Raw genomic sequence first — 13885 nt, forward strand, 5'->3', positions numbered from 1 at the left:
GAGTAGCGAAGAGGCTAAACGCGGCGGACTGTAAATCCGCTCCTTCGGGTTCGGTGGTTCGAATCCACTCTCTTCCACCATTATTTTATAATATTGGGTTATAGCCAAGCGGTAAGGCAACAGGTTTTGATCCTGTCATGCGATGGTTCGAATCCATCTAACCCAACTAGCTAAAAGCAGATACTTAGGTATCTGCTTTTTTGTTTTATTTGTTATTTTATTTTTTTTTGCGGTATGATGGAGATAGTAATTAAATATAATAATTGAAATGAGGAAACTATGAAAATTGGATTTATTGGAGCTGGTAATATGGCTCGAGCAATTATTGAAGGTTTAGTAGAAGCAGAATTTATCGCGCCAAAAGAAATTTTGGTACACAGTGCAAGAGAGTCCAGCTATGTACCTTATGCTGAAGCTAATGGCTTTACAGCGTTAGGTAGCAATGCTCAGGTGGTTAGTGAGGCTGACGTTGTTTTTCTTGCTGTTAAACCAATTGTCTTAGGTATGGTTTTAGCAGAAATTAAAGAGTCAGTGAAGGAATACAAACCTATGCTAATTTCTATTGTATCAGGTGTTTCAATCTCTGAAATTGAATTAGAATTAGATAATCATTCAGTTGGTATTTTAAGAACAATGCCAAATGTTAACGCAACGGTTTCCGAAAGTATGACTGCGTTAGTCGGTAATGATATTTTGACAGATAAACAAATGAAACAAGGTACTGATTTATTTGATACTATTGGTGAAACGATGGAGATTGCTGAACGCGATTTTAGCACGTTTGTTGCTCTTGCTGGTAGCTCACCAGCATTTATTTACTTATTTATTGATACGCTTGCACGTGCAGGCGTTAAATATGGCTTACCAAAAGATAAAGCAACTAAGATTGCTGCTCAAGCTGTACTAGGCAGTGCAAAAAAGGTCTTAGCTACTGATGAAGTGCCATGGAAATTAATTGATGAGGTTTCATCTCCGGGTGGCACAACTATTGCTGGATTGCTTGCAATGGAAGAGGCTGGATTTATGAATTCTATTATTAAAGCAGTTGATGCAACTGTGGCTAAAGACAAAAACTAAATTTGATATGACCTTGTTTTTTTGGTCTATACCGATTATACTAAGTTTATAAATTGAAGGGATGGCGGATAAGATGAGTATTGTTTTAAAACATGCAGTTATCTACACGGGTTCAGAAAAAATTGAAGATGCATATATTCGATTTGATAAACAAATTAGTGCAATGGGGCCAATGAGCGAATACAAAGCTTTAGCCTCTGATGAGGTTAGAGATGTAGAAGGGAAAATTATTGTTCCTGGATTTATTGACGTTCACAGCCATGGTGGATATAGTTTTGATGCTATGGATGGTGATTCTAAACAAATTAATGAAATGGTTACCGATATGATTCACGAAGGTGTTACGACTTATTTCGCAACGACAATGACCCAATCACATGAAAATATTGCTAATGCTATGGTTGGTATCAAAAAAGCCGCTGAAGTGAACCCTGTTATTCAAGGAATTCATCTTGAAGGACCATTTATTTCTCCTGTTTTTAAAGGCGCACAGCCTGAAAAATATATTGAGGCACCTGATACAAAGTTATTTGATAAATGGAATGAATTATCAGGACATATGATCAAATTAGTGACTTATGCACCGGAACATAAAACGTCACCTGAATTTGAAGAGTATTGTATCAAGAATGGTATCGTACCTTCAGTGGGCCATAGTAACGCTACTCGCGAAGAAATGAAACATTCTCGAGCAAGTCATGTCACTCATTTATACAATGCACAACGCGAATTTAAGCATCGTGAACCAGGTGTAACTGGACATGCATTTTTAGAGGATAATATTTATACAGAAATTATTGCTGATGGTTTTCATATTGTGCCAGATATGATTAAACTAGCCTATGATTTAAAAGGACCTAAACGTATTGAATTAATTACTGACTCGATGCGTGCTAAAGGAATGCCTGAAGGCTTAAGCGAACTTGGCGGGCAAAAAGTTATTGTTAAAGACAAACAAGCAAGATTAGAATCTGGTAATTTAGCAGGCTCTGTTTTACAATATCAAGATGCATTTAAAAATATTATGAAATTTACTGGTTGTGGTATCGAAGAAGCTGTATTGATGAGTTCTGTCAATCAAGCTAGGGAATTCAATTTAACATCAAAAGGTGCTATTGAAATCGGAAAAGATGCTGATATGAACTTATTTGATGCTAACATGCAACTAGAAAGCACATATAGCTTTGGACGTAAATTTTAATAAAAGGTTAGGAAGGTAATTGTTAATGGGATCTCCCATATATATTCAAATTCATAATGAAATGAAAAAAACAATTGAATCTGGTGAATGGGAAGTTGGCAATCGTATTCCGGCTGAACGTGAACTTGCTGTTGTATTTGGTGTCAGCAGAATGACGCTTAGACAGGCAATTCAAACCTTGGTAGATGAAGGTATTCTAGAACGTCATGTTGGTGATGGAACCTACGTTGCTCGTAAGAAGGTTCAAGAAAAGATGTCAGGTGTGACTAGTTTTACTGACCTAATGGCTGAACAGGGAAAAGTGGCTTCAAGTAAGACGATCACTTATCATGTTACAACGCCTTCATTAAGTGAAATTGAAAAGTTACAATTGATCGATGGCGAACTAGTCTTACGAATGGAACGAATTCGTTATGCTGATGGTTTACCGATTTGTTTTGAAGTTGCTACGGTTCCTAATAAATTAGTTGAGGGTTATAGTAAAACTGAAATTACGAGCTCTTTATATCGAACATTGGAAGAAAAAGCCAATTTAACATTGGGAGGGGCACAACAGACAGTGTCTGCTATGTCAGCTGCTGAAAGCATAGCGGATTATCTATCAATCAAGCGTGGTGAAGCGATTTTGAGGCTTCGTCAAGTTAGCTTTTTGAAAAATGGTGAACCTTTTGAATATGTTCGGACACAATATGTAGGGAATCGCTTTGAATTTTATCTAGAAAAATAAAGTTTAAGAAATTATTAATTGCTCTCTTTCAACCATATCAATGGATGAGATAGAGTAATTTTTTTTTTGAGAAATCTGTTCGATTGACATCAATTTGAGATAACGCTATATTATTTAAGAGCAAAAAATAAATTATCTGAAGGGGTTTTAAGATATGTATTTATTAGTTAATATTTTCGGTGTTGCCATTTTTATTTTAGTTGCATTTGCGTTTTCCAAGAAAAAGAGAGAAGTCAATTGGAAATCAATCGCAATTATGGTCGTTATTAATTTATTTTTAGCTTGGTTCTTAACAAAATTCTCATTAGGACGTGATCTTGTAGAAGGCGCGGCTAATGGGTTTAATTGGCTAATGCAGGCCGCATATCAAGGTATTCAATTTATGGTACCCGCTATGCCTAAAGTAACTGATATGGGATTTTTCATGAGTGTTCTATTACCAGTTATTATGATTGTGCCATTGTTTGATATTTTAACGTACATTGGCGTTCTTCCATTTATTATTAAGTGGATTGGCCGTGGGTTATCAAAAATTACAGGCCAACCAAAATTTGAATCATTTTTCTCAGTAGAAATGATGTTTTTGGGAAATACTGAAGCATTAGCTGTTTCAAGCCTTCAGTTGAAACTAATGAAATCAGAACGGAACTTAACTTTGGCAATGATGTCAATGAGCTGTGTGACGGCTTCAATCATTGGTGCTTATACAACAATGATGCCAGGTCAATATATCTTAACAGCTGTTCCAATTAATATTATTAATGCTATTATTATAACAAGTATTTTAAATCCAGTTGAAGTAACAGAAGAAGAAGATACTATTGCTGAAATGACAGGTAGTAACTCAAATGATTTAGAAACTTCTGAATCAGATAATAAAAGAGAACCCTTTTTCGCTTTCTTGGGTGATTCAATTTTGGGTGCTGGTAAGTTAGTCTTGATTATTGCAGCAAATGTTATTGCTTTCGTTGCTTTAGCAGCCTTGATTGATAATATTCTTGGATTAGTTAATCCAAATTTATCACTTGAAAATATTTTAGGTATTATTATGTTCCCATTTGCTTGGTTAATGGGATTCAATCCTTCAGATGCTTTCGAATTAGCACGTTACATGGGTACAAAATTAGTAACAAATGAATTTGTTGTTATGGGACAAGTATCAAGTACGATTAACTCATTTGCACCTCATTACAAAGCTGTTTTAACTGTTTTTGTTACATCGTTTGCAAACTTTTCAACAATTGGAATGATTATTGGTTGTTTCAAAGGAATTGTGGATAAAGAAAAAAATGATGTTATCGCAAGAAACGTTGGTTACATGCTATTATCTGGTATTCTAGTTTCATTATTATCAGCGGGTATGGTTGGCGTTTTCGTTTGGTAATATAACAATATGTAAAAAAGAACTAAGAAATTTTTAATTTCTTAGTTCTTTTTTTTATGTCCTCTAAATTTTTCTTTGTATATTAGTAATAAGTAACGTGGAATAGCTAGCATTCGAATAAAACGAGTCGGTTCTTGGAATAAACGATAAAGCCACTCAATATGATGATTTTGCCAAAATTGTGGCGCACGATTCACAGTACCCGCTAGAACGTCGAAACTACCACCAACACCCATCCAGATACTATCAGACACTTGGCGATTACGCTGAATAAATTCCTCCTGATTTGGAAAACCTGTTGCAACAAAAACAAAATCAGGCTGAGATATTTTAATGTTACTTACAATATCCTGATCATTTTTGAAATAACCATTATGAAATCCGACTAAATTAATGTTTGGATAATCAGACTTAATCGTTTTGGCAACTTTTTGGATGACCGTTTCGGCTGCACCAACTAGGTATATTGATTTTTGATGACTATTAGCCCATTTAAGCAGGCTCATTAAAGTATCATAGCCAGTGATTCGTTCGGGCATTGGAGTCCCTAAAATTGCTGCGCCTTTGATAATACCAATACCATCTGGTGTAACGTAGTCAGCTTGGTTAAGAATCTTTTTATAATCTGGGTGTTGTCGTGCAAATAGAACAATTTCTGGGTTGGCTGTCACGATAAATCGATTTAGATGAGCTATCGAATCAGTCGCTATCTGAGTTAAAAAAGCGTCATTAGTTGTATTAATAAATTCGATATCTAATATTTTTGTTTTTTTAAATTTATTTGGCATAATATGTCCTCACTTTTTAAACTTTGTCTCATTATAACAGAAGATAAATTTAAAATAAGTATTGAATATGACGGATTACGGAAAAAATGGTAAAATGTAGATTATAATTTGTGTGCTGGAAAAAATTCTAGTAGTGCATTCATTTTAAAGGAGAAACATCATGGTAAAAAATTACCCAGATGATAGCTATACGTTACATACGGACGTTTATCAGATTAATATGATCCAAACTTACTGGGAAAAAAATATTCATAATCAAAATGCTGTATTTGAAGTTTTCTTCAGAAATTTACCATTTTCTAATGGCTATGCGATTTTTGCAGGCTTAGAACGAGCTATTAATTATATTCAAAATTTAAAATTTTCAGAGACAGACATTGCGTATTTAAGAGAAGTGGCAGGATATCCAGATGATTTTCTTGCCTATTTAAAAGATTTTCATTTTCGTGGCACAATCAGGTCAGCTGTTGAAGGGGAAGTTGTTTTTAACGGCGAACCCATTGTCCAAATAGAAGGTCCTTTAGCAGACTGTCAATTAGTAGAAACGGCATTACTTAACATCATTAATTATCAAACATTGATTGCAACAAAATCAGCTCGTATCAAAGCTGTAGCCGGAGATGATGGTGTGTTAGAATTTGGTACAAGACGAGCACAAGAATTTGATGCAGCTATTTGGGGAACACGTGCAGCTTATATTGGTGGATTTGATGCAACTAGTAATGTCCGAGCAGGTAAAATATTTGGTATTCCTATCAGTGGAACGCATGCGCATTCATTAGTTCAAGCATACAGAGATGACTATGATGCTTTTATGGCTTACGGAACAACGCATCGTGATTGTGTCTTTTTAGTTGATACATACGATACGTTAAAAAGTGGTGTGCCAAGTGCAATTAAAGTTGCTAAAGAGTTAGGTGATAAGATTAATTTTGCCGGCGTACGAATTGATAGTGGGGATATGGCTTACATTTCGAAACGCGTTCGTGAACAATTAGATGAAGCTGGATTTACAGAAGCTAAAATTTATGCCTCAAATGACTTAGATGAAAAAACAATTACTAATTTAAAAATGCAAGGAGCTAAAATTGACGTCTGGGGCGTTGGAACTAAACTAATAACTGCCTATGATCAACCCGCCTTAGGTGCAGTTTATAAATTAGTAGCCATTGAAGGTGGCGATGGTAAAATGGTTGATACAATTAAACTCAGTAATAATGCAGAAAAAGTATCAACACCAGGTAAGAAACAAGTATGGCGTATTACTAATAAAGTTGATGGTAAAACTGAAGGAGATTACATTGCACTATCGGATGAGGAACCTCAGAAACAAGACTCACTTTATATGTTCCATCAGCAGTATACCTATATTAATAAGTTGGTAACTAACTATAATGCACGACCAATTTTACAAGATATATTTGTTGAAGGTGAACTGGTTTATAATCAGCCAGAATTGGATGCTATTAGAGAGTATTCAAGAATTCAGTTAGATGGGTTATGGGAAGAATATAAACGTGAATTAAATCCACAAGATTACCCTGTCGATTTATCACAAAAAGCTTATGATAATAAGATGGCTATCATCCAAAAAATTAGAAATAATATGAATAATATTAAATAAGGGGTGTTAATCTTGACTGACTTACAAAAGAAAATTATTGAAACTTTGAAAGTGAAATCAAGTGTAAATATTGCAGAAGAAATTCGTATGAGTATTGATTTTATGAAAGCTTATTTATTGAAACATCCATTTTTAAAATCTTTAGTTTTAGGAATTTCTGGTGGACAAGATTCAACACTTGCTGGGTATTTAGCACAACAGGCTATTCGTGAGTTACGTGAAGAAACCGGTGATAGCAATTATCAATTTATTGCAGTTCGACTACCATACGGCAATCAATCCGATGAATCTGATGCATTAGATGCTATAAAATTTATGCAGGCAGATCAAGTGGTTCGTGTAGACATTAAAGGTGCTACCGATGAAATGGTAATAAGCTTAATGGCAAACAATCTTGAAATTTCTGATTTTAATAAAGGTAATATCAAAGCTCGTCAGCGCATGATTGCTCAATATGGGATTGCCGGGGCAAAGTCAGGTGCGGTTGTGGGAACTGACCATGCTGCAGAAGCAATTACTGGATTTTATACTAAATATGGTGACGGAGGTGCTGATATTACACCACTTTGGCGTTTGAATAAGCGCCAAGGTAGAGAGATGTTAGCTTCGTTAAATGCGCCGGAACATCTGTATTTAAAAGTACCAACAGCCGATTTGGAAGAAGACCGTCCAGCGCTACCTGATGAAGTTGCCTTAGGAGTTACTTACGATAATATTGATGATTATCTTGAAGGAAAGGTAGTTTCAAAAGAAATTAGTGATAAAATTGAAAATTGGTATTTAAAGACAGAACACAAACGACATCTGCCAATTACTGTTTATGATTCTTTTTGGAAGTAAATAGTTGCGTAAGCTGTTTCATTTCAGTTATAATTAAAGAAATCATAGGGGAGTAACTGGCGGTTATCCGCGGCAATGTCACCAACAAGAAAGTTCTTTTTCTGGTATTGCCTTAAATAGTGAGACTTATGTATGTTTAAAGTTCTGCAACATACATAGGTCTTTTTTTGTATTTTGTGAAACTATTATAAGGAGGATTACTATGACAAAAAGGATTTACGCACAATCAGTTGACGAAGTTTTAGCAGGCCAAAAGACAGATTTGGCAGGGTTAACAACCCAAGAGGTTAAAGAAAGAACAGACAAGTATGGATTGAATCAGTTGTCAGAAGGTAAACGTAAAACAATATTACAAAAATTCTTTGATCAGTTTAAAGATTTCATGATAATCGTTTTAATTGTGGCTGCGTTAATTGCGGCATCATCAGGTGAAGTTGTGGACGCAATTATCATCATGTTAGTTGTTGTTTTAAACGCTGTATTCGGTGTTTTTCAAGAATCTAAGGCTGAAGAGGCAATTAATGCGTTAAAAGAAATGTCGACACCTAACGCAAATGTAAAACGAAATGGGCAAATTGAAACTGTAAAAAGTGAAAATTTAGTACCTGGAGATATTGTTTTACTTGAAGCAGGGGATGTTATTCCAGCAGATTTACGTTTAACACAGATTGCTTCTCTTAAAATTGAAGAATCTGCTTTAACTGGTGAATCAGTACCTGTTGATAAAAGTTTAAATTTATTAAATGATGAAGATGCTGGTATTGGCGATCGCCATAATATGGCGTTTATGAATAGTAATGTAACTTATGGGCGTGGTGAAGGAATCGTTGTTGGAACAGGGATGAACACTGAAGTTGGACGTATTGCAGGAATGCTCAATTCTGCCGATGAAATGAAAACACCACTACAAGATAATCTTAACCAATTAGGTAAAACATTAACTATTTTAATATTAATTATTGCTGTTATTGTTTTCTTCGTTGGTCTACAAAATGGAGATAATAGTGTCATTGATATGTTGTTAATTGCGATTTCATTAGCTGTAGCTGCAATTCCAGAAGGATTACCAGCTATTGTTACAATTATTTTAGCACTTGGAACACAAAAGATGGCAAAAAGAAATGCGATTGTTAGAAAATTACCAGCAGTTGAAACACTTGGTAGTACTGACATTATTGCATCAGATAAGACGGGTACATTAACGTTAAATCAAATGACTGTTGAAAAAATATTTATAAATAATGAGTTATTAGATGCCGATAAGGTGGAAACAAATTTAGAAAGTCCACTATACCAGGTGATGTCTTTCAGTAATGACACAAAACAAACATCTGAGGGCAATTTAATTGGTGACCCAACAGAGACGGCTCTAATTCAATATCATTTAGATCATGGATTAGATGTGGATGCATTATTAAGCAGTGAACCTCGAGTTGCTGAAGTTCCATTTGATTCAGAACGTAAATTGATGTCAACAATTCAAAAAAATGAGGATAAATCTTTTTTTGTTGCTGTTAAGGGTGCTCCCGATCAACTATTAAAACGGGTAACACGTTATATTGAAAATGGCGAAATTAAACCGATAACTGATGCACAGCTAGATTATATTATGACTAATAATCATGATATGGCAACGCAAGCATTACGCGTGTTAGCATTCGCGTATCGTGAAATGCCTGCAATTCCAGCGGTATTAGATTCAGAAACTGTGGAAAATGATTTGATTTTTGCTGGATTAGTTGGAATGATTGATCCAGAGCGACCAGAAGCTGCTGCTGCAGTTAGCGAAGCTAAGAAAGCCGGGATCCGTCCTTTGATGATTACAGGCGATCATCGCGATACTGCCGAAGCTATTGCAGTTCGATTAGGAATTGTTGAAGCTGGACAACATGAAGCAATTATTTCTGGTTCTGAATTAGATGATTTATCAGACTCAGAATTTGAAAATAAGGTTGAACAATATTCTGTATATGCAAGGGTATCGCCTGAACATAAAGTGCGAATTGTTAAAGCATGGCAGAAAAAGAATCAAGTGGTTGCTATGACTGGTGATGGTGTGAACGATGCGCCAGCTTTGAAATCGGCTGATATTGGAATTGGGATGGGTATTACAGGAACTGAAGTATCTAAAGGTGCTTCAGATATGGTTCTCGCTGATGATAATTTTGCGACAATTGTTTTTGCTGTTAAGGAAGGACGAAAAGTCTTTTCTAATATTCAAAAATCAATTCAATATTTACTTTCTGCAAACTTAGGTGAAGTATTAACCTTGTTTGTTATGACAATGATGGGTTGGAGTATTTTGGCACCAGTCCATATTTTGTGGATTAACTTGGTAACAGATACATTTCCCGCAATTGCACTTGGTGTAGAACCTGCTGAAAAAGGATTGATGGATCAAAAACCACGTGGACGTAAATCAAACTTCTTCTCTGGTGGTGTGATGCCAAGTATTATTTATCAAGGTATCTTAGAAGGGGCTATAACATTATTTGTTTATTGGTTGGCTTTAACGTATCCTGTTCATATGGGTGATAAATTAATTCATGCAGATGCTTTAACAATGGCTTTTGCAACATTAGGATTAATTCAGTTATTCCATGCATTCAATGTTAAATCAATCCATGGGTCAATCTTCAACCGTAATATCTTTAAAAATGTGACGTTTAATTGGTCAATTTTGGCATCATTTGCGTTGCTCGCAGCAACTATTTTAATCCCCGGATTAAATAAAATGTTCCATGTTAGCCATTTAGATATGTATCAATGGGGTATTGTTTTAGCGGGATCATTCTCAATTATTGTGATTGTTGAAATTGTGAAGCTTGGCCAACGATTATTCAGAAAAAATAAATAAAAGGAAGTTTATATCTTGAAAAAAAGAGTTAATGTAAATTATTATATCAATGCGTTAAATGATGTTGCGCAAGCAACTGAAGAAATGGGTAATTCTTTAAATGATCATTACGAAGTAATGGAAAAAGCCATTACTGCAGGTGACTTTTCTATTGTTTCAGATGATGAATTCACAACTACTAAAGAAAAATTTGTTGAAGGTACAGCAAGTTACCAAGAAAATTTAAGCAAATTAGATGATTTACAAGTACCCATTCCTGTTTTGGGAAAACATAAAAAATTAATTAGTGGTTATCGTACTTTTGTTGAAGGTTGCGATGAGATGACAAGTAGTATTAATGTTGAGAAACATCTTGTCGAGGTTGATGCATTTAAAGCTTCAGAAGAAAAACAAGATAAAGGAATGACGCAAACAACTGATATGATGCAACGTATCATGCAACAAATTTTAGGTTAAATTTAATTAAAGAGATTGATATTAGGAATGGTTGTACTGACGCCTATTATTAGTCTCTTTTTTATGAACAAAAAATATTCGAATTGAGGTCGTTATCATGGAAAAAAACATTATGCCGTTAGTATTAAAAGAGCTAAATCAGTATCGAGAAAAACAAATTAACGCAGTTTTAGGGATGCTTGATGAAGGAAATACTGTTCCATTTATTGCACGATATCGAAAAGAAAGAACAGATAGTTTAGACGAAGTTCAAATTCGTGAAATTGAGACAACTTATAAACATGTTGAGAGTTTAGAAAAACGTAAAGCAGAAGTTATCCACATAATTGAAGAACAAGGTAATTTAACAGAAGCTTTAAAAAATAAAATTAGTTTAGCAAAAAAATTGCAACAGATTGAAGATTATTATTTACCTTTTAAACAAAAACGTCGTACTAAGGCCACTATTGCCAAAGAGGCTGGATTAGAACCATTTGCCAAATGGTTGTTGACATTCCCCCAAACAGCAGCTGAAATTAATCAGAAAGCAAGCACATTTATTAATGTTGATGCTGAAATTTTAACTGAAGAAGACGTTTTTGCTGGGGTACATGAAATTTTAGCTGAAGCATTTGGTGAAAGTGCCGAATATCGTGAGTGGATTCGTAAAGTAACTCAAAAAGATAGTTTGTTTGAAGCAAAAGTTAAAGCTGAAGAAAAAGACGAAAAAGGTATTTATCGTGATTACTATGAGTTTAGTGAATCTTTAAAATCAGTCGTTCCGCATCGTGTACTGGCAATTAATCGTGGTGAAAAAGAGGGAATCTTAAAAGCTTCCGTTGTTGTACCAGAACAAGCAATTATGACATTTATGCATTTTAGAATTATTGGGAAAAATAGTGGTGACGCTGTACCAATCATTGAAAATGCGTATCAAGATAGTTATAAACGCTTTATTAAACCATCAATTGAGCGTGAAATTCGTAAAGGTATGACAGAGGTTGCTGAAGAACAAGCTATTAATGTGTTTGGGGATAACTTATACCATTTACTTATGCAAGCACCATTAAAAGGGAAAGTTGTTTTAGGTTTTGATCCAGCCTATCGAACAGGCTGTAAGTTAGCCATCGTGGATGGTACAGGTAAATTCTTAGACAAATTGGTAATTTATCCACATAAACCTGCAAATGGTGAAAAACGTGCCGCAGCTGCTGGACAATTTAAACAGTTCCTTGAAAAATACCAAGTTGAAATGATTGCAATTGGAAATGGAACAGCAAGTCGAGAATCTGAACAATTTGTTTCAGATATTTTAAAAGAAATCGAACGGCCAATTTTTTATGTCATTGTAAATGAGGCTGGGGCATCGGTTTATTCAGCTAGTCAAGCAGCTCGTGATGAATTCCCAGAACTTCACGTTGAAGAACGCTCTGCTATTAGTATCGGCCGTAGATTGCAAGATCCTTTGGCTGAATTAATTAAGATTGATCCTAAATCTGTTGGAGTCGGTCAGTATCAACATGATGTTGCTGAAAAAAAATTGGATGCACAGTTAGATGTCGTGATTGAAGATGCTGTGAATAAAGTTGGGGTTAATTTAAATACAGCTAGTTCAGAGCTATTAACAAAAATTTCTGGATTAAATTTAACAATTGCTAAAAATGTTGTTACTTATCGTGACGAAAATGGTAAATTTACGAAGCGTCAACAACTTAAGAAAGTACCACGCTTAGGACCAAAAGCTTATGAACAAGCAATTGGATTTTTACGTATTGTTTCTGGGGATAACATTTTAGATAATACTGATATTCATCCTGAAAGTTATCCACTAACAAAGATTTTGTTGAAAGAATTGGGGATAAAAATAACTAATTTGGGTAAAACTGAGACAAATGACCAATTAGCACAGACAAATGCTGAAAATTTGGCACAAGTTGTGGGTAGTGGTGTGGAAACAGTAGCAGATATTCTAGCTAGTTTACAAAAACCAGGCCGTGATTTACGTGACGATATGCCGGCACCGTTACTACGACACGATGTGTTAACAATTGAGGACTTAGAACCCGGCATGTCATTACAAGGAACCGTTCGGAACGTAATTGATTTTGGTGCGTTTGTAGATATTGGTGTTAAACAAGATGGACTTGTCCACATTTCACAATTAACAGATAAGTTCGTTAAGAAACCAAGTGAAGTGGTTGCGGTTGGGGACATAGTTACAGTGTGGGTAATGGAAGTTGATTTGAAACGTAATCGCGTTCAGTTAACAATGAAACGACCAACGGATAAATAAGATGACTGATTTTGAATTAACAGCTTTAGTTCAAAACTTATCCACAACTTTTTTTAAGCAGCCATTTATCCACAAAGCAACATTTAATAAAAGACTACGAACGACGGGTGGACGGTATCGATTAAATGACCATAATATTGAAATTAATCCTAAAATGCTGACGGAACATGGTGAGGATATTTTAATAGGTGTTATCAAGCATGAATTATGTCATTATCATCTGCATATTGCTAAAAAGGGTTATCAACATCGTGATCATGATTTCAAACAGCTACTGACAATTGTAGGTGGTAGCCGGTTTGCCCCTCTTGGTCCAAAACAGGCTAAAAAGAAAAGAGTTATTCACTATCAATGCTCTAATTGTGGACAACAGTATCAACGACAAAGAAAAATTAACCTGTCACGCTACGTTTGCTCGAAGTGTCGAAGTAAGTTAATTTTAATGGAATACTAATTTATTTTAAATGGGACTTGTAACAAGGAACAATTTTTGCTACAATTATGATTGTTCTTGCGAGTATGGCGGAATTGGCAGACGCGTCAGACTAAGGATCTGGTGGGATAATATCCCGTGATGGTTCGAATCCATTTACTCGCATAATAGTTTTACTTAAAAGCACTCGACCTTGTTACTATGGGGTTTAGTGCTTTTTTTAATG

11 protein-coding genes and 2 tRNA genes are annotated in these 13885 nt (G+C 35.0%); 12 read left to right on the plus strand and 1 reads right to left on the minus strand.

All coding sequences use genetic code 11. The annotated features are described in order from the left end of the window. The first annotated feature begins 94 nt into the window (after positions 1-94). From AC1RPT_RS06525 to AC1RPT_RS06545, 5 genes are all read left to right on the plus strand, one after another. Positions 95-166 (plus strand) — tRNA-Gln (locus AC1RPT_RS06525). 113 nt (positions 167-279) lie between these two features. Next, a complete protein-coding gene (gene proC / locus AC1RPT_RS06530; protein ID WP_481761867.1) occupies positions 280-1077 on the plus strand; it encodes a pyrroline-5-carboxylate reductase in 798 nt (265 codons plus the stop codon). A gap of 73 nt (positions 1078-1150) precedes the next feature. After that, the gene (gene nagA / locus AC1RPT_RS06535) at positions 1151-2278 is read left to right on the plus strand and encodes an N-acetylglucosamine-6-phosphate deacetylase (protein ID WP_481761914.1); all 1128 of its coding nucleotides are present in this window, start codon (positions 1151-1153) and stop codon (positions 2276-2278) included. A gap of 25 nt (positions 2279-2303) precedes the next feature. Next, positions 2304-3005: a GntR family transcriptional regulator gene (locus tag AC1RPT_RS06540; RefSeq protein WP_481761868.1), complete on the plus strand. Its 702-nt coding sequence runs from the start codon at positions 2304-2306 to the stop codon at positions 3003-3005. Positions 3006-3159: 154 nt separating this feature from the next. Further along, on the plus strand, positions 3160-4389 hold the full coding sequence (locus AC1RPT_RS06545) for a NupC/NupG family nucleoside CNT transporter (RefSeq protein WP_481761869.1): 1230 nt from the start codon (positions 3160-3162) through the stop codon (positions 4387-4389). A gap of 41 nt (positions 4390-4430) precedes the next feature. On the opposite strand, the gene AC1RPT_RS06550 is transcribed toward AC1RPT_RS06545, so the two are convergent. Further along, positions 4431-5177: a WecB/TagA/CpsF family glycosyltransferase gene (locus AC1RPT_RS06550; RefSeq protein ID WP_481761870.1), complete on the minus strand. Its 747-nt coding sequence runs from the start codon at positions 5175-5177 to the stop codon at positions 4431-4433. Between the two features lie 160 nt (positions 5178-5337). Here AC1RPT_RS06550 and AC1RPT_RS06555 point away from each other — a divergent pair, with 160 nt between their 5' ends. The 7 genes from AC1RPT_RS06555 (at position 5338) to AC1RPT_RS06585 (ending at position 13824) form a co-directional block, all read left to right on the plus strand. After that, entirely contained in the window at positions 5338-6801 is a 1464-nt protein-coding gene (locus AC1RPT_RS06555) for a nicotinate phosphoribosyltransferase (protein WP_481761871.1), read from the plus strand. A gap of 12 nt (positions 6802-6813) precedes the next feature. Next, the gene (gene nadE / locus AC1RPT_RS06560) at positions 6814-7641 is read left to right on the plus strand and encodes an ammonia-dependent NAD(+) synthetase (RefSeq protein WP_481761872.1); all 828 of its coding nucleotides are present in this window, start codon (positions 6814-6816) and stop codon (positions 7639-7641) included. Between the two features lie 202 nt (positions 7642-7843). Then, the gene (locus AC1RPT_RS06565; RefSeq protein WP_481761873.1) at positions 7844-10498 is read left to right on the plus strand and encodes a cation-translocating P-type ATPase; all 2655 of its coding nucleotides are present in this window, start codon (positions 7844-7846) and stop codon (positions 10496-10498) included. A gap of 15 nt (positions 10499-10513) precedes the next feature. Continuing rightward, entirely contained in the window at positions 10514-10954 is a 441-nt protein-coding gene (locus AC1RPT_RS06570) for a hypothetical protein (protein ID WP_481761874.1), read from the plus strand. 97 nt (positions 10955-11051) lie between these two features. Further along, the gene (locus tag AC1RPT_RS06575) at positions 11052-13226 is read left to right on the plus strand and encodes a Tex family protein (RefSeq protein ID WP_481761875.1); all 2175 of its coding nucleotides are present in this window, start codon (positions 11052-11054) and stop codon (positions 13224-13226) included. 1 nt (position 13227) lies between these two features. Further along, positions 13228-13680 (plus strand): SprT family protein, encoded by a 453-nt coding sequence (locus AC1RPT_RS06580; RefSeq protein ID WP_481761876.1) that lies wholly within the window; start codon positions 13228-13230, stop codon positions 13678-13680. 59 nt (positions 13681-13739) lie between these two features. Next, positions 13740-13824, plus strand: a tRNA-Leu gene (locus AC1RPT_RS06585). The last annotated feature ends 61 nt before the right edge of the window (positions 13825-13885 follow it).

The organism is Dellaglioa sp. CoH-56-MRSF-11 (assembly GCF_056782135.1).

Coding starts and splice junctions, on each gene's coding strand:
- AC1RPT_RS06575 (WP_481761875.1), top strand. CDS start 11,052: ATGGAAAAAAACATTATGCCGTTAGTATTAAAAGAGCTAAATCAGTAT.
- AC1RPT_RS06580 (WP_481761876.1), top strand. CDS start 13,228: ATGACTGATTTTGAATTAACAGCTTTAGTTCAAAACTTATCCACAACT.
- proC (WP_481761867.1), top strand. CDS start 280: ATGAAAATTGGATTTATTGGAGCTGGTAATATGGCTCGAGCAATTATT.
- AC1RPT_RS06545 (WP_481761869.1), top strand. CDS start 3,160: ATGTATTTATTAGTTAATATTTTCGGTGTTGCCATTTTTATTTTAGTT.
- AC1RPT_RS06555 (WP_481761871.1), top strand. CDS start 5,338: ATGGTAAAAAATTACCCAGATGATAGCTATACGTTACATACGGACGTT.
- AC1RPT_RS06565 (WP_481761873.1), top strand. CDS start 7,844: ATGACAAAAAGGATTTACGCACAATCAGTTGACGAAGTTTTAGCAGGC.
- nagA (WP_481761914.1), top strand. CDS start 1,151: ATGAGTATTGTTTTAAAACATGCAGTTATCTACACGGGTTCAGAAAAA.
- AC1RPT_RS06540 (WP_481761868.1), top strand. CDS start 2,304: ATGGGATCTCCCATATATATTCAAATTCATAATGAAATGAAAAAAACA.
- AC1RPT_RS06550 (WP_481761870.1), bottom strand. CDS start 5,177: ATGCCAAATAAATTTAAAAAAACAAAAATATTAGATATCGAATTTATT.